Origin of the sequence: Pseudacidobacterium ailaaui (assembly GCF_000688455.1) — a bacterium.
GTDB lineage: Bacteria > Acidobacteriota > Terriglobia > Terriglobales > Acidobacteriaceae > Pseudacidobacterium > Pseudacidobacterium ailaaui.
In genome coordinates, this window is the sequence record NZ_JIAL01000001.1 from 183,739 (window position 1) to 200,223 (window position 16,485).

14 protein-coding genes are annotated in these 16,485 nt (G+C 54.0%); all 14 read left to right on the top strand.

Annotated elements, in window-relative coordinates; genetic code table 11:
* Positions 1–20: 20 nt before the first annotated feature.
* The 14 genes from N655_RS0100785 to N655_RS0100845 all read left to right on the top strand — a co-directional run bounded on the left by N655_RS0100785 (position 21) and on the right by N655_RS0100845 (position 16,481).
* On the top strand, positions 21–548 hold the full coding sequence (locus N655_RS0100785; protein WP_026441461.1) for a phage tail protein: 528 nt from the start codon (positions 21–23) through the stop codon (positions 546–548).
* A 42-nt stretch (positions 549–590) separates the two neighbouring features.
* Positions 591–1,277, top strand: coding sequence for a T4 family baseplate hub assembly chaperone (locus N655_RS0100790; protein WP_026441462.1), 687 nt, complete (start codon positions 591–593; stop codon positions 1,275–1,277).
* Complete coding sequence (locus N655_RS0100795) at positions 1,274–2,023, top strand: hypothetical protein (protein WP_026441463.1); 750 nt, start codon at positions 1,274–1,276, stop codon at positions 2,021–2,023. The genes N655_RS0100790 and N655_RS0100795 overlap by 4 nt, the downstream gene beginning before the upstream one ends.
* Positions 2,020–3,267: a Pvc16 family protein gene (locus N655_RS19585; protein WP_049961166.1), complete on the top strand. Its 1,248-nt coding sequence runs from the start codon at positions 2,020–2,022 to the stop codon at positions 3,265–3,267. The genes N655_RS0100795 and N655_RS19585 overlap by 4 nt, the downstream gene beginning before the upstream one ends.
* Entirely contained in the window at positions 3,264–5,195 is a 1,932-nt protein-coding gene (locus N655_RS16595; protein WP_081823495.1) for an ATP-binding protein, read from the top strand. The genes N655_RS19585 and N655_RS16595 overlap by 4 nt, the downstream gene beginning before the upstream one ends.
* 360 nt (positions 5,196–5,555) lie before the next feature.
* The gene (locus tag N655_RS16600; RefSeq protein ID WP_044933748.1) at positions 5,556–6,158 is read left to right on the top strand and encodes a hypothetical protein; all 603 of its coding nucleotides are present in this window, start codon (positions 5,556–5,558) and stop codon (positions 6,156–6,158) included.
* Positions 6,159–6,174: 16 nt separating this feature from the next.
* The gene (locus N655_RS0100815; RefSeq protein ID WP_026441464.1) at positions 6,175–6,540 is read left to right on the top strand and encodes a LysM peptidoglycan-binding domain-containing protein; all 366 of its coding nucleotides are present in this window, start codon (positions 6,175–6,177) and stop codon (positions 6,538–6,540) included.
* On the top strand, positions 6,533–7,669 hold the full coding sequence (locus N655_RS0100820) for a hypothetical protein (protein ID WP_026441465.1): 1,137 nt from the start codon (positions 6,533–6,535) through the stop codon (positions 7,667–7,669). Before N655_RS0100815 ends, N655_RS0100820 begins: the two co-directional genes overlap by 8 nt.
* A 9-nt stretch (positions 7,670–7,678) precedes the next feature.
* Entirely contained in the window at positions 7,679–8,185 is a 507-nt protein-coding gene (locus N655_RS0100825) for a phage baseplate assembly protein V (protein WP_026441466.1), read from the top strand.
* 14 nt (positions 8,186–8,199) lie between these two features.
* Complete coding sequence (locus tag N655_RS20150) at positions 8,200–8,517, top strand: hypothetical protein (protein ID WP_081823496.1); 318 nt, start codon at positions 8,200–8,202, stop codon at positions 8,515–8,517.
* An 8-nt stretch (positions 8,518–8,525) separates the two neighbouring features.
* Positions 8,526–8,891 carry a GPW/gp25 family protein gene (locus N655_RS0100830; RefSeq protein WP_026441467.1) on the top strand — a complete coding sequence of 122 codons (366 nt, stop codon included), beginning with the start codon at positions 8,526–8,528 and terminating at the stop codon, positions 8,889–8,891.
* Positions 8,888–11,350, top strand: coding sequence for a putative baseplate assembly protein (locus N655_RS0100835; protein WP_026441468.1), 2,463 nt, complete (start codon positions 8,888–8,890; stop codon positions 11,348–11,350). Before N655_RS0100830 ends, N655_RS0100835 begins: the two co-directional genes overlap by 4 nt.
* The gene (locus N655_RS0100840; protein ID WP_026441469.1) at positions 11,347–14,250 is read left to right on the top strand and encodes a putative baseplate assembly protein; all 2,904 of its coding nucleotides are present in this window, start codon (positions 11,347–11,349) and stop codon (positions 14,248–14,250) included. The genes N655_RS0100835 and N655_RS0100840 overlap by 4 nt, the downstream gene beginning before the upstream one ends.
* On the top strand, positions 14,247–16,481 hold the full coding sequence (locus N655_RS0100845) for a hypothetical protein (protein ID WP_026441470.1): 2,235 nt from the start codon (positions 14,247–14,249) through the stop codon (positions 16,479–16,481). Before N655_RS0100840 ends, N655_RS0100845 begins: the two co-directional genes overlap by 4 nt.
* The last annotated feature ends 4 nt before the right edge of the window (positions 16,482–16,485 follow it).

Here is a 16,485-nt window from a genome sequence, read left to right on the forward strand (position 1 = left end):
TTAAGACTGAGGAGGAAGCTATGGCAGAGTTTGTTGTCAACGCACAGCGTTTTGATCCATATAAAAACTTCAAGTTTCGCGTAAAATGGGACGGCCAATATGTCGCTGGCATCAGCAAAGTTTCGTCCCTCAAACGCACCACTGAAGTAGTTAAGCACCGGGAAGGCGGTGACCCCAGTACAAGCCGCAAGTCGCCCGGACGCACAGAATACGATGCCATCACACTGGAACGCGGCGTGACGCATGATCCCGCATTCGAAGCATGGGCTGCGAAAGTTTGGCAACTAGGTGCAGGTCTTGGCTCCGAGGTCTCTCTCAAAGACTTCCGCAAAGACTTGATCCTCGATGTCTACAACGAAGCCGGCCAGCTCGCCATGAGCTACAAAATCTATCGCGCCTGGGTCTCGGAATATCAGGCACTTCCCGATCTTGATGCCAACGCAAATGCGGTCGCCATCCAACACATCAAGCTGGAAAACGAAGGTTGGGAACGCGATACATCCGTGACCGAGCCAACAGAGCCGAGCTTCACTTCGACGCGGGCATAGACGACACCCGCACACGGCAATCGCTGACATGGAGGCAGGATCATGCTTGCACTTACTGGCGAACTGTTGCTATCAGCCTGGGAAAAGGGCCTGGCAGAGCACGACATTGATCGAGCTTTGAGTATGCTTGCACTCGCCTTGCCAGAAACCAGTCGCGATTCGCTGGCGGAGCTGCCCATTGCAGAGCGCGACATATTGCTGTTGCAACTTCGCGCCATCACCTTTGGGCCTTGGCTTCAAGGGTTCGCCTCTTGTTCCAGTTGCGGGACTTCCCTTGAATTCTCGCTGTCTATAGAAACGCTTCTTGAGCGCAACGCCCAAAGCTCAGATGAAATGACCCAGGACCTTCATTTACGCCCAGTGAACAGCAAGGATCTGCTGGCAATACTCTCTGCATCGGATGTTGCAGATGCAGAAAAGCGACTGCTCTCCCGCTGTCTGGTCTCGCAAAGGATCGATACTCCCGTATCCCCTGCAACTCGCAAAGAATTTGAATTGCTGAATTCGGCTGCTGAAATGTCTTTTGCACTCGATTGCCCCAATTGCTCAAAGCATGAAGTAGTTGCATTTGATATTGCCCGCTTTCTCTGGGCAGAAGTACAGCGTACAGCCACACATCTGCTGAGTGAAATTCACGTGCTGGCCAGTGCGTACGGCTGGAGCGAATGCGCCATTGCAGCCATGGCCCCCCGTCGTCGTATGGCATATATGGAGATGCTGAACGCATGAATGACCTTTTACATCGCATGGTCCAGAGGACACTCAAGCTTGCTCCAGTGATTCAGCCAGTTCCAGTGTCCCGCTATGAACCTGCCTGGACCGCGAGCAATGATCTGCTGGTCCTGAACGAAATGCGGACAGATCAGTATCAGCCCCAGTTACATGTTGGTAAAAGCATTTTTCATCAAGCAAAGACCAGAGAAGAATGGCCACCTCAAGGCATTGCAGAGAGGTCTTCCGAACAGACCACCTTTTCTTCTCTTAAAGAGGCTGAAATTGCAAATTCAGCAGTCCTACGGTCTCCTGCTGCGGAAACATCGGCAAATTCCCACTCAACACCACAACAATACCTCGAACCTTCAGCTTCGCTCAGAACACGGGAGCAGCTTCATGCCTCTCGCGCTCAGCAGATCGCTTCCCACACTGAAGACAATACGAAGAATCCGGCACATACTCCTTCGCTGGGACGTCTCAAAGAGGACCTTTCTACGCCGGCGCTTATTGCCAAACAACGCCTTCCCAAACATCAAGACACTTCAATTCAGCACCGACAGGGACTCAGCCCAGAAGATACCGGCAGCCATGACCAACACATGTCTGCTCCTTTATCTGGCGTCCATGAAATCAACATCTCGATCGGCCACATTGAGGTACGCGTCCCGCCCGCGCCTGAAGCTGCGCGTAAGTCGTCTTTCCGCCCGGGTCTATCTCTCGATAGCTTCCTGAACAATAAGAAGCCGGGAGCGCGGTCATGAGCGACTATCTGGCTGTGGGAGGTGTAAGCGCCGTGCTGCGATCTCTGCTGACAACAGCGCTGGCCGTCGGCGGACCTTCGTCTATTCTTGGTGCTCCGATGAGCATCACTGCCACATCGCCGGACCTTGTTCCAACAGGCACGAATGAACACCCTCGTCTGAACCTGTTTATGTATTACGCCAGCCCGAATGCGGCATACCGCAACTTCGATCTCCCCGCATATGATTCAGCAGGCCGCCGCGTCAGCAACCCTCCGCTTGCGCTTGATCTGCACTATCTTCTCACTGCATACGGCAGCACGCAGTTTGATCCCGAAATCCTCCTGGGTTGGGCCATGCAGGTCTTTCATGAAATACCCATCGTGCCGAGGGAAGTTGTGCAAGATGCGCTCACCGCTCTCGGAACTGCAACACCAGAAAACAAACTGCTTTCTGCAAGCACACTCGCCAATCAGGTTGAATCGCTGCGGATCACACCCGAAGCACTCTCGAACGACGACATCAGCCGCCTCTGGATGGCCTTTCAGACCAACTACCGCCCAACAGCTTCTTACCTCGTTACAGTCGTTCTGATTCAGGAGACTCAAGCAGTGAAGTCGAATTTGCCGGTGCAGACGCGAACCCTCACTGCGCTTCCTTTCCAACCTCCCGTCATCGACAGTATTACGCCTGACACGATCGCACCAGGAGAAATGCTCACGATTCAAGGAAGCAATTTTCTGGGTGATGCTGTTGCCGACACTTTAGTCGCCTTCGACCAGGGTGATCCTGTTACGGCCGATACAATTCAGGCCAATCTGGTCCGTGTGAAAATTCCAACCGGGCTGCAAGCCGGCGGACGAACCGTACGCATTCTGCGGAGAGTCAGCTTTGGCGTACAGACGGACCCACACAAAGGATTTTCCTCGAATCTGGCTGCCTTTTCCCTCATACCCACAATCAGCTCGCCTCCCGCAAGCATAGCTGCCGGATCAACACTTACCCTAACAATTGTCCCTTCTGTTGGCAGTACGCAGAAGGCAATTCTGTATTTGGGAGATTCAGCACTCCCCCTGGATGACCGGCCAGCAACAGGACCTGCGACATCAACTACGCTAGCATTTCCCATTCCCTCCGGATTTACCGCCGGGACTTATCCGCTGCGGGTGAGTATCGATGGAGCAGACAGCAGGATCACACTCGATAACACACCAGGCAGTCAGACCTTCGGCCAATTCCTACCGCAGATCAAGGTGACGCCATGACTACGGTTACGCCGGAAATACAACTCACTCCTCTGGCCGAATTGCTCGATCGGGTCTATAGAGCAATGACACATAACCTTGTCGACGACCCGTTTGTCGAAACACACCCTCAGAAACCACCCGCAAATACCACAACGTGTCTCGCTCTGGAGCGTCTGACTCAGGCATTTGGCCTTACTCCATTCGAGCGCGATCTTTTGTTGTTGTGCGCAGGCGCAAGCCTCGAAAGTAGGTTTGCTAAAGCATTTCCTGCCATTCACGGCGACGCACACGCTACATGGCCTACTTTTGGATTGGCGCTGGCCCTGCTCGATGACCCGCATTGGAGCGCCGTCAGCCGTGTGCGTCCGCTGCGCTATTGGAAGCTTATCGAGGTTGCTCCGAATCATGCCTTGTTAAATGCACCCCTGCGCATTGACGAGCGCATCCTGCAGTTTCTACTTGACGCGCCCGCGTGCGATGAGCGTCTGGAGCCATTCTTTCGCCCAGTTCCGCTGAAAGAGTCTACACATCGATGCTCTGCAGAAGCTGTCCGTCATGCAGCCAGCCACTGGAACGGATTTCAGGGGGATAAACTTCGCCCTGTTCTCGTGGTTGGTGGCAATGACGACAGTCGCCAGTTGGCTTATGAACAACTGTGCGATGTAACTGGACTGCGTCCGTATATTTTCGACGCAGCCGCTGTTCCTGCTTCGCCATTTGAACGCGACCAGCTCGCCCGTCTGTGGACACGCGAAGCCGTACTGATCGGCGCCGCACTCTACATCAGGACTACGTCGATTGAAAATACGCGCACTCTGCAGGCATTTCTCGATTTGTTGAGGACTCCTGTGGCCATAGAGGTGCCACACGGATCACCAGCGGAACAACTTGAAGGACTGCGAGTGTATGTCCCAACCCTTGATGCGCGCAAGCGCAAGGAACTTTGGGTAGAAGATCTGGGGCCCCTGGCTTCAGAGATGAATAGCCATCTCGACCGTCTTGCAGAATATTTTCAATTCGATGAGCAGGCAATCCACACGGCGGCCATGCAGGCACATAGCATGATGCTTGCTGCCGAAGACCCTGATCCTGCTCAGATCACCTGGCGCATCTGTCGCGAGCATGGTCGACGTTCGCTGGACATGCTTGCCCAACGCATTCCGTCGCATGCGCAGTGGGACGATCTTGTACTGCCTGCATCGCAGATGGAAACTCTCCGACAGCTGACTACACATGTCCGCCAGCGCGCTGTCGTACATGATGCCTGGGGATTTGCAGAAAAACACGCGCGCGGTCTCGGCTTAAGTGTGCTCTTTGCAGGGGCAAGCGGTACGGGCAAAACCATGGCGGCAGAGATCCTTGCTGCAGAGCTTGATCTTGATCTTTATCAGATAGATTTGTCTGCCGTTGTCAGCAAATACATTGGAGAAACCGAAAAAAACCTCCGCCGCATCTTCACTGCTGCTGAGCAAAGCGGTTCGGTGCTTCTCTTTGACGAAGCCGACGCACTCTTCGGCAAACGAAGCGAAATCCGTGACAGCCATGACCGCTATGCCAATCTGGAAATCAGCTATCTGCTGCAGCAGATGGAGTCCTATCACGGCATTGCAATCCTCACTACCAATATGCAACAAGCGCTTGATTCTGCATTTCTGCGCCGCATCCGTTTCATCGTGCAGTTTCCGTTCCCGGATGCAATTGCACGACGGCAGATCTGGGAGCGAATCTTCCCGGCAACAACACCGCGGGGAAAGATCAATTTTGAACATCTTGCACAGTTAAATATCTCGGGCGGGACCATTCGTAATATCGCCATCCATGCGGCATTTCTTGCTGCTGAGGATAACTCTCCTATAGAGATGCGGCACCTTCTTACCGCATCGCGTACGGAGTATCAGAAGATGGAGAAACCACTGAGCACGGCAGAAACGCGAGGTTGGGTATGAATACCCTACAGACACCACAAACACAACCAGCTACAAAGATCAACTTTCGCATCGATCGACTGACACTGGGAAACTATTCGCCCGCAGACCAAGTTCGTTTTACCAGAGCGCTTGAAAGAAGGTTGCGTGATTACGCCTCCTTAGCGCTTGCTCAAGACTGGTCAACTGTAACAAGCATAGGACGCATTGATACAGGGACATTACCTCCTGGGTCCACTCCTGAACAGACCGCCCGTCATATAGCGCGAAGAATTTTTCTAAAGCTGCGACCTGACGTCCCAGCCACGTTGCTGGCCCTGAGCGGTGCTAAGAAAACAAAGCACCTTCCTTCGTTTGAAGGACGCAACAAGGAGAACATCCATGCCTGACATTTCACCGATTCTTCGTAAAGGTGCCATCCTTTCGGTTGACCCCAACACAGGCGTGCCTTTAGGAAAGATTCTGCTGCAATACAATCCGGATTCCATTACTCGTTCGCTGAAACCGCAAAGTGTGGGGGAGCAGCCGGACCGCACGGAGGTGTTACGTCTGAAAGGTCCGCCGATTGAGACCATCAAGTGCGAAGCAGAAATTGACGCAACCGACCTGCTGGCGCAGGGAGATGCGAACACACTCGCATTTGGCATTCAGCCACAGCTCTCAGCTTTAGAGTTACTTGTCTATCCATCCAGCGATGTTTTGATCGCAAATGAAGTCCTTTCGCTACTCGGCACAATTGAGATCCTTCCAATGGAATCGGCGCTGACACTCTTTGCCTGGAGCAAGAACCGCATCACTCCGATACGCATAACAGACATCGAAGTGATGGAAGAGGCCTTTGATCCGCAACTCAACCCAATTCGCGCCAAAGTCACGCTCAACATGCGCGTACTGAATGTGAATGATGTTGGCTTCCTTACGCCAGCAGGCGCGCTTTATATGGCATATCAGATCGGCCAGGAAACCATGGCCCAATTGTCGTGATGAAACGGAGACCAGGATGGACACTGCACTTTCCTCGCTTATTCAGTCCGCCGCCGGAAACGGTACAACCACGAACAATAACAGTCGCTATTATGGCGCAGCAGTAAAGGCTCTTACGCTAGCGAACGGCACGCCTGTCAAATATCTGGCACGCCGCATTCTTCCGCAGCCGGGCATTTACACGTCTATCCAGAACTATGTCGTTGTAGATGGAGACCGCCTGGACAATCTTGCATCAAAATTTCTCGGCGATCCCACGCTTTGGTGGGTGATCTGTGACGTAAACGGCACCAGTGATCCAGATGAATTGACTGCACAGGCAGGCCGCACAATTGTGATTCCTCTCGCAGCTGGAGTTCCTGCAGGAGCACGCAATGGCTAGTGGACTCTACCTCACGCTGCTAACAGGGCCGATGGTCCCTCTCCCTGTGCCCAAGCCTCTCATTGATGCGCTTACGTCAGTGGAGATAGAGGTGTCTGCCACAGGCCGCAGTGGTTTTCAGTTAACTTTTACACTGTCAGATAATTCACTTCTGCAGACCTTCTTTCTGCTGACGGCCAACTCCCCTGTCCCTTTATTGCGCGTGGTCATTGTTGTCACGCTGGGCGGGCTTCCGCAGGCCATTATGGACGGGATTATTGAGCACCACGAGGTGGTTCCTGACGCAATGCGCGGCTCCTCAAAGCTGGTTGTCAGTGGACACGACCTCTCCGCCATGATGGACCTGGTTGATTTTACTGGTCTACCTTTTCCAGGCATGACGCCAGACCTTCGTGTGCTTACAATCCTCGGCAAATACGCCGCTTTCGGCATTGTTCCCGAAGTCATGCCGGTCATCACGCCAGACATCGAAGTTCCCGTTGAAAGAATACCCACGCAAAAAGGTACTGATTTTGCCTATATCAATCAGCTTGCGCAAGAAGCAGGCTATGTCTTTTACGTCCAGCCGGGGCCTGTGCCCGGAACAAGCCAAGCGTATTGGGGACCGCAAGTCAAAGTCGGGGTCCCACAGCCAGCGTTGAACGTAAACCTTGATGCATGGACCAACGTAGAGAACCTCACATTCCATTACCAACCCAAAGACGCAGTGCTGCCAATCGTGTATATCCAAGAACCGACCACAAAGGCCACCATTCCGATTGCGATTCCACCGATAACACCGCTCAATCCTCCGTTGGGACTGGCGGTTGCGGCCCCACAAAAAATTGAACCGTTGACCGACACAGCCAAAGCGTCTCCCGCCCAGGCATTGATGCGGGGCATGGCCAAAGCCTCCGATTCGGCAGACATTGTTACAGGCGAAGGTTCGCTCGATGTATTACGTTATGGGCAAATTCTGAATGCGCGCAGTCTGGTCGGAGTCCGCGGAGCCGGACCGGCCTTCGATGGCCTGCATTACGTCAACAGCACCAAGCATTACATCAAGCCTGGGGAATATAAGCAGGACTTCACACTGCGCAGAAATGCGCTGATTTCAAATGTACCGCTTGTTCCAACCATGCCGTTTTAGGAGTCTAGGATGGCAAAATACTACGGCAAATATCGTGGAATGGTGCTTGACAACATTGACCCCATGCAAATGGGCCGCTTAATGGTACAGGTCCCGGATGTGTCCAACATTCTTCCCTCTACCTGGGCCATGCCGTGCCTTCCGTTTGCGGGCATCCAATCGGGAATGTATGTCGTGCCCGCCATCGGCTCCGGCGTCTGGGTCGAGTTTGAGCAAGGCGATATTGATTATCCGATTTGGGTGGGTTGCTTCTGGGGATCAGCATCAGAAGTTCCATCGCTCGCACTCGCTGCTCCTCCCGTACTACAACAGATCGTTCTTCAGACCACGGGCCAGAACACATTGATGATCAGCGATGTACCCGGACCTACGGGAGGAATCCTGCTCAAGTCAGCAACCGGGGCCATGATTTCCATCACCGATACCGGAATCACAATCAGTAATGGGCAAGGTGCAACCATTGCGATGACTGGCCCCACAATCACCTTCAATGAAGGCGCTCTGGAAGTGGTTTAGAAAGGAAGATTGCAATGCCGGGTTTTCTGGTTCAGCAAGGAGCTACAGTGATGTGCAGCCACGGCGGACAGGCACAGCCAACTGCACCGAATCCTTCCGTAACGATGAATGGTATGGCGTCACTACTCCTTACGGGCCCCTGGGTCATTACTGGATGTCCGCTGGTACCGCCCCCCATTCCGCCTTGTGTGACGGCGCAATGGATTACAGGCACAACCCGCGTGACTTCTTTTGGTCAGCCGCTTTTAGTACAAAGCGGCACTTCCATCTGCGTCCCCACGGGAACTCCGTTAATTCCCGTAGTCACCCAGACACGGGTCACTGCCATGTGAGGCAAACAATGAACCTTGCTTTTCCCTATCGATTCGATCCAACCGGCCGAACAGCACAGACAGATGCCGCCTCGCACATCCGTGACATGATCGAGCAACTGCTTTTCACTTCGCCCGGAGAACGCGTCAACCGCCCCACCTTTGGTACTGGGACCGCACAGCTTGTCTTTGATCCGAACAGCGATGTGCTTGCTGCGGCGCAGCAGCAGGTCATCCAGGCATCACTTCAGCAATGGCTCTCTGATCTGATTCGCGTACGGTCCGTTATTGTCACAGCAGAGGATGCAACATTACTGGTCACCGTGCAGTACACCATCATTCAGTCGCAGCAACAGCAAACTCAACAGTTCGTATACGGCGGAGGAACACCATGATCTATTTCTGCTCCCAGAAAAACCGCCGCGCACTTGTGCTCCAGGACCCTTCGCTTAACGGCATTGATTTTCTTGAAGTGATCGACAGCCCATGCGGGAAAAAACTCGCGCTCACCATGCTGAAAGATGCGCGTGGTCTTTCTCTTACACCTTTGCAGATTGCTGTTTCAGGCGGTCCGGACAGCGCCGCCATCAGTGCCATTGCTGTTTTTCCCGGAACAGACGACCAGCCCAATGTAATCACTGTCATGCTGAATCACACAGGAGATTTCTCTACTTACACGCTTTCGCTCGTTGCATCTCCAGGATCCGCAGAACCACCTACGGGCTTCGATCCGGCACTTTCCACCGTGACATTTTCTTTTAAGGCCGGATGCCTCAGTGCTGCCGATTGCGCTCCAGACAACTGCTGTGCACCCACAGTCACACCTTCTCCTGACATCAACTATCTAGCTAAGGATTACGATCGCTTCCGCCAGGTGATGCTCGACCGGTTGGCCACTTTAGTTCCAAGATGGTCTGAGAGCCATGTTCCTGATATCGGCATTGCGATGGTCGAAACGCTGGCGTATGCCGCCGACCACCTTAGTTACCAACAGGATGCGGTCAGCACAGAGGCATACATTGGCACAGCCCGCAGCCGCATTTCTCTGCGTCGTCATGCGCGGCTCGTAGATTACTCCATCAACGAAGGTGCGAATGCACGGGTCTGGGTGGCCCTTACAGTATCCGGGAATACAATTTCGCTTCCTCAGGGCACTCTCTTTTATGTGTGTACGCCAGGACTTCCCGCGTCTGCAAAACCCGAAAGCGCTGCCGCACAGCAGCTTGAAACGAGCGCGCAGCCTGTTTTCGCCAGCATGGCGGATGCAACGCTCTGTAGCGAGCAGAACGAAATGTACTTCTATACCTGGAGCGACACGAACTGTTGTCTGCCTTCCGGCGCAACGGAGGCCACCCTCACGGGGACCCTCACGAGCTTAGCTCCAGGTGCAGTCCTTATCTTTGAAGAGGTCGTCGGTCCCCAAACAGGAAACGTAGCCGACGCCGATCCTACACACCGTTGGGCCGTACAACTTATCCGGGTTGAGTATGAATTTGAAAACACGTTTCTGCTCGACCCGTTGACGCTCCAGCCCATCACGCGCATCTGGTGGATGCAGCAAGATGCGCTTCCTTTTCCACTGTGCATCTCTTCTGCGTTTGTGAATGACGAGGGAACGACCATCTCTGTCTCCAACGTCAGTGTGGCGCGCGGTAATATTGTTCCTGCTGACCACGGCGTCTGGCTTGACGCATGGGAAGACCTTGGCGAAGTCCCGGCCGCGTCTTCAGCACCAAATCCAGCAACCACCTGCAGTTGCTCCGGGCAACTTGCTCCCCCAGGAAAACAGCCACGATACTACCCGGAGCTAGCACATTCGCCGCTTACTTTTGCGTTGGAATATGATGCTTCGGCTCCGGCCTCAACATTTCTCGCTCCACCTCCGTCTACGGTTGCAGCACAACCACAGATTCAGATTCAAAGCGATGATGGTCAATCCTGGACGATTCCATCACCTCCTGATCTGCTTTCCAGTGATGACAACGAACGCGTCTGTGTGCCCGAAATCGAGCAAGATGGGAGCGTCTTTCTGCGTTTTGGAGATGGACAATACGGCATGGCTCCGGAAACCGGGCAGCGTTTCCGTGCAATGTACCGCATCGGAAACGGCAGCACGGGGAACATCGGGCGTGACACGCTCGCGCATGTCATCACACCAGTGCCCGGCATCACTCGCGTGCGCAATCCTCTGGCTGCGGCAGGCGGCGTAGACCCTGAAGACATGGAGCACATCCGGCAGTATGCTCCCTTCAGCTTCCAAACACAATTGCGGGCAGTGACCGAAGATGATTATGGCGCACAGGCAATGACCATCCCAGACGTAGGTGAAGCACGCGGCACTTTACGCTGGACAGGAAGCTGGCACACTGCATTTGTCTCCGTTTCACCTGCCACTGCCGTATCTCCTGCCCTTATCACCGCTGTGAAAGACACTCTCAACACGCGGCGCATGATGGGGGTCGACATTGAGGTAGAAAGCGCAAAGATCATTGGCTTGCGTATTGAAATGGAGATATGCGTCGCGTCAGACCACTTCCAGAGCGATGTGGAGGAAGCGCTCCTTCACCTGTTCATCACCGGAAATCAATGCAGTGGAAAGCCAGGTCTTCTCAATCCAGACAACTTCAGCTTTGGGCAGACGGTCTATGCCAGTCCGTTGGTTGCTGCAGCACAATCGGTGGAAGGCGTTATTTCCGCGACGCTCACAGTATTTGAGCGCATGGATGATCCATCACCCATCGGAGTTACACAGGGTTACCTCTCCATGGGGCGTCTTGAGATTGCCCGTTGCGACAATGATCCGGACCGCCTCGATCACGGCATCTTCATTTTGCACATGGATGGTGGCAAATGAACGGGGAGTGCATCATTCAGGAACAACAGCTTTGTGGCTGCTGCGAAGGTATCAGCATTGAGACCCCGCAGATCATCAACAACCGTCCTGCTCTTTCAGAGATTGTCTATCGGACGGGAACATACAGCAGCTTTCGGGCCAGCCTGCTTGCCTCACTTTCAAATCCTGATTATCCGGCCCTGGCCCTGCTGCGTACTCGTAATTCCTCTGATTTTTCCATTGCCTTGCTCGATGCATGGGCTGTGGTCTGCGATATTCTCACCTTTTACCAGGAACGCTTTGCCAATGAGGCATATCTGCGTACTGCGATGGAACAGCGGTCTGTGTTTGAACTGGCCCGCCTTGTAGGATTCGTGCCTTCCCCGGGAGTTGCAGCCTCTGATGTTCTCGCTTTCACGCTGAGTAACACTCCAGGCTCGCCAGACAATGTGCTTATCCCGGCGGGGACTCGCGTACAAAGTGTTCCAGGTCCCGGTGAAACACCGCAGGTCTTTGAAACGTCGTCAGACCTGACTGCCGTCATTGCATGGAATGCACTTCCGGCACAGACTGTTCAACCCTGGGTATTGAACGCGGGCGATACAAGCACCTGGATTGAAGGTACTGCCAACAACATTCAAGTTGGCGATGCATTGTTATTTGTGAGCAACGCCGCGGGCACGTCCACATCTCCAAATGTTGGCGATGTGCGTTATATCACCAATGTTTTGATTGACGCGAATTCCGGGAAGACACAGATTACATGGAATGCTCCTTTTGACGGCCCTTCTGCTAATTCCGCAGACACTGACTTTGCGAACGCTCTGGACCAAAATGCATCCGCCATAAGCCTATATGTTTTCCGCAAGAAAGCTGCGCTTTATGGAGTACAGGCACCAGCGATGGCCTTACTGCCAAACGGTAATAACACAGGAATCGATCCGACCAGGATCAAAGGCTACGTCAGCGGTGGGAGTGACTGGGACTTCACCAAAATCTATAACAACGACGGCCGAATCAATCTCGACGCATCTTATTCCGGCCTGGATTCAGGACAATGGGTAATTCTCACCGGACTGGGCTATACATCTTTTTTTCAGATCAGTGCTGCGCCGGTTGAGTCCAACCCGAATGCTTTCACCCTCAATGCAAAAACAACCCAGCTCACTCTGACTCTGGGTGAGATTCTTACTGGAAACAGGTCGTTCTCAACGCAAACAGTTGTGGGCAAGTTTGTAAGCGAAACCCGCGACATCACAGCGTATGTCCAGAGTGTACAGTTATCTCCTGCCACGCAACCGCTCATTGCCTGGGACCTCGATAGCAAATACACAAAACAAGCCGGAATGCTTACGCCGGTTGAAGGCACAGTTCTTTCGGTCGTCGGAGGGCAACAGATCGCTTCCGGTCAGCCCATTGGGGTCTTCGGAAAACGCCTGCGACTGCAGGTAGCCTCAGGCTCAAACGCGATCTTTACCCCGACATATGCAGCAGCAACACTGCAGGTTTCCGACGGACAAATTTTTCTTGTAGATAGCTTTCCACCTGCAGTTGACCCTGCCACCGGAAGCTCGCTCTGGAGTGTCATTACTCTCAGCGGCATTCCGGGATCGCTGCTGGCGGACAAGATCACTCTGCTTCCTTCTGATGCTGCGGACCCAACTGTAAGTGAGGCGGCACTCGTGCAGACGCCTTCTGTCCAAGGCGACATCACCTCTCTCGCACTTCTACAACCTCTTGCGCGCATCTACGACCGCACCACGGTCACGGTGAATGCCAATGCGGTGGATGCAACACATGGCGAAACTGTCCAGGAAATTCTGGGCAATGGTGATGCAAGCAACGCTGCGCTTGAATTTACGCTCAAGCAGGTCCCGTTAACCTATGTCTCTGCGCCAAAGGGAAACGGCTCTCAATCCACGCTTCAGGTCTGGGTAAACAATCTGCAATGGCAAGAAGTCCCGAACCTTCTCTCGTCCGGCCCGGCCGACCGTGTCTTCGTAACTCGCGTAAATGCAGCAGGCAAAGTGGTTGTGCAGTTTGGAAATGGCGTGAATGGCTCGCGCACGCCAACCGGACAGGCCAACATTCGCGCTGTATATCGCAAAGGAATCGGCAGCGCCGGGATGGTGCAGGCTGGGAAGCTTTCACAGCCGTTGGACCGCCCGCAGGGCCTCAAGTCTGCCATCAACCCAAGTCCAGCATCCGGAGCGGCCGATCCTGCATCAGCCGATGACGCCCGCACCAGCGCGCCACTACCTACGCTCACGCTCAACCGCATCGTCTCGCTTGATGACTACCAGAACTACGCTCTTGCTTTTGCTGGAATTGCGAAGGCCCTTGCCACATGGACATGGTTCGGCAATACGCGCGGCATCTACCTCACCGTGGCTGGAGAGAATGGCGCAGTGCTTCATCCCGACGACGACGTCATTCATCATCTTGTGCAGGCCTTACGCACGCAGGGCAATCCATACGTACCCTTAAAAGTCGTCTCTTATTCGCCAGTACTTTTCCGCTTTGCGGCACAAATTCGTGTTGACAGCGACTACTTGTCTTCGCTTGTACTCTCCAATATCTGGCAGAACCTGACAGAGGCATTCTCCTTCAGCACCCGCCAGCTCGGTCAAAATGTCGTGGCGAGCGAAATCATCGAGCTGATCCAGCAAACTCCCGGAGTAGTTGCCGTCCAACTTCAGTCGCTCGGCCTGAGCAGCGAACCACTCTCATCCATCGTCCCTCCTGTACTCTGCGCCTCTTCACCTGCAATGCGGCTGCGTGTTCCTATTTTCAGATTTCCTTTGCACCGGTTCCCGGCGTCGCAATTTCTGCACGCTACCCAGTTCAACCAAACACCGCAGCCCGCGCAGATGTTGCTACTCGATCCAGTAACCTTCAGCAATCTTGGAGTGTGGTCATGAGCCTTGACGCAGAGCAACTGTACGCCTTGCTGCCCGCGGTATACCGCACACGCGATGCTGCCGCAGGAGGCCAGCTTCAATCGCTCTTTGCTGTTATGGCGCAGCAGGCTGCGATCATTGAAGATAACATCGAACAGCTTTACGATGACCAGTTCATCGAGACATGCGCGCCATGGGTGGTCTCCTATATCGGCGACCTCATTGGGTACAACTCTATTTATGATGTCGCGGCGGCAAACATTGCTAGCCGCGCGGAGGTTGCCAATACCATAGGCTATCGCCGCCGCAAGGGAACTCTGATTGCGCTGGAACAAGTAGCAAAAGACGTATCTGGCCGTGAGTCTGTCGCCGTTGAATACTTCCACCGGCTCATCACCACGGAAAGCATGCGTCACGTGCGATCGCACCACGCAGCTACCGTCAACCTGCGGTACGAAGACCAAATTGAGAAACTCAACACGGCATTCGACACACAAAGTCGCACAACGGATGTACGCCGCATCGCTCCGCGCAACCGGGTCGTAAGCGATCCGAACACGACGCCACTTGAGATTGCCCTGCATGGCCCTGGACGCTTTAACATTCCCGATATTGGTATCTGGCTGTGGCGTTGGCAAAGCTGGCAAATCACCAATGCTGAGGCATTTCCTCTCGGCAAAGGACGCTACATGTTCAGCGCTCTCGGACAGAATATACCGCTTTTTTCGCGACCCACGGTTCGAGCCTCATTCAGCCGTCTCACCACGCGCATGGATGTGCCGCAACCCGTTACACGACGCGAATTTGGCAAAGATCCCAGGGCCTTTTACGGAAGCAGCATGGAACTCTTTGCTGATGGCCAACCTTTGCCTCTTTCACAGATTGTCTGCTGCAATCTTTCTGCATGGACTGCTACGCCAGCCGGGAAAATCTCTATCGATCCGGAACTTGGACGTATCCAGTTCGCCGACGATCTTCTGCGGCCACAATCTCTGCGGCTAAATTACTGCTACGGCTTTCCGGCCCCCTTGGGTGGTGGGCCGTATGACCGATCCGCCAGCTTGCCCCGCCTCAATCCCATGAAGCTGCCTTTCCTTTGTGTAGTAGGATCACAGGAAACACCAACGCTGGAAGCAGCCATTGCACTGTGGAACCAGCAGGCACCAGGCACCACGGGGCTTATTATTCTGCCTAATTTTGAGTCCTTCACAATAGACCTGACCGGAACAAATGCTATCCAGATTCCTGAAGGTGGACAGCTTTCTATAGTAGCGGCGGAAACCCATACTGTTGCTCCACAAGACGTGACCTTTGCCAATTCACGCACTACTCTGTCTGGAAACATTACAGTCAATGCTGCCTCAACAGGACAGCTCGTCCTGAGTGGCCTCTGGATTGCCGGCCAGCTTTCCATCACAGGCTCGGCTGCAAGTGTCCAGCTTATGGACTGCACTTTCGTTCCTGGTCTTGCGCTTAACACGGACGGCGAACCCCGGGCCCCGGGCGAACCCAGCATTTTTATTCATGCAGTAAACACAATCCTCTCACTCACCCGCTGTATCTCCGGCCCAATTGCTGCTGCCCCCGGCGGATCCACACGAATCTGTTCCAGCATTGTAGACAGCACCTCACCATGCTGTGTTGCCTATGCGGGAAGTGACCTCGCCTCCCCTGGCGCAGACCTTCATATCGAAGACAGCACCATCATCGGCAAAGTACATACTCGCACGATGAGCATGGCATCGAATACCATCTTCTACGCACGGCTTGCACGACGCGACCCGTGGCCTGCACCCATCTGGTGCAGCCGTCAGCAAACCGGCTGCATGCGCTTCTGCTTTGTTCCTGCGAATTCCATCACCCCGCGCCGCTACAAATGCTTACCCGCCGATGCTGATAGCGAAGCAGCACTCAAACCGCAGTTCATCACGCGCCGCTATGGCGATCCGTCCTATATGCTCCTTAGCGGCCGAACCCCACTCGCCATCTGGCAAGGCGCAGACAACGGCTCGCAGATTGGCGCGTACAACCAGATCCAGGAAACCGAAGCGGTCCGCAATGTGCAGTTGCGTGCCCCTGAGTATCTTCCCTTTGGTCTTGAAAGCGGAATTTTTCTCATTCCCTCTCGTCCGCTTGCTGAACATCCTCTGCCTCCAACTCCGTCCTATTACGGGCCACAACGCGCCATGACATGTTGCGAAGACGAGGCCGAGGAGCATGGTTTCACAGGTATTGGCGCAAATCTGATTTAAAGCA

Bases quoted from the DNA above. Each gene is read 5' to 3' on its own strand.
- N655_RS0100820 (WP_026441465.1), top strand. From the start codon at position 6,533: ATGGCTAGTGGACTCTACCTCACGCTGCTAACAGGGCCGATGGTCCCT.
- N655_RS0100795 (WP_026441463.1), top strand. From the start codon at position 1,274: ATGAATGACCTTTTACATCGCATGGTCCAGAGGACACTCAAGCTTGCT.
- N655_RS0100785 (WP_026441461.1), top strand. From the start codon at position 21: ATGGCAGAGTTTGTTGTCAACGCACAGCGTTTTGATCCATATAAAAAC.
- N655_RS0100825 (WP_026441466.1), top strand. From the start codon at position 7,679: ATGGCAAAATACTACGGCAAATATCGTGGAATGGTGCTTGACAACATT.
- N655_RS16600 (WP_044933748.1), top strand. From the start codon at position 5,556: ATGCCTGACATTTCACCGATTCTTCGTAAAGGTGCCATCCTTTCGGTT.
- N655_RS0100790 (WP_026441462.1), top strand. From the start codon at position 591: ATGCTTGCACTTACTGGCGAACTGTTGCTATCAGCCTGGGAAAAGGGC.
- N655_RS0100840 (WP_026441469.1), top strand. From the start codon at position 11,347: ATGAACGGGGAGTGCATCATTCAGGAACAACAGCTTTGTGGCTGCTGC.
- N655_RS0100815 (WP_026441464.1), top strand. From the start codon at position 6,175: ATGGACACTGCACTTTCCTCGCTTATTCAGTCCGCCGCCGGAAACGGT.
- N655_RS19585 (WP_049961166.1), top strand. From the start codon at position 2,020: ATGAGCGACTATCTGGCTGTGGGAGGTGTAAGCGCCGTGCTGCGATCT.
- N655_RS0100845 (WP_026441470.1), top strand. From the start codon at position 14,247: ATGAGCCTTGACGCAGAGCAACTGTACGCCTTGCTGCCCGCGGTATAC.
- N655_RS20150 (WP_081823496.1), top strand. From the start codon at position 8,200: ATGCCGGGTTTTCTGGTTCAGCAAGGAGCTACAGTGATGTGCAGCCAC.
- N655_RS16595 (WP_081823495.1), top strand. From the start codon at position 3,264: ATGACTACGGTTACGCCGGAAATACAACTCACTCCTCTGGCCGAATTG.
- N655_RS0100835 (WP_026441468.1), top strand. From the start codon at position 8,888: ATGATCTATTTCTGCTCCCAGAAAAACCGCCGCGCACTTGTGCTCCAG.
- N655_RS0100830 (WP_026441467.1), top strand. From the start codon at position 8,526: ATGAACCTTGCTTTTCCCTATCGATTCGATCCAACCGGCCGAACAGCA.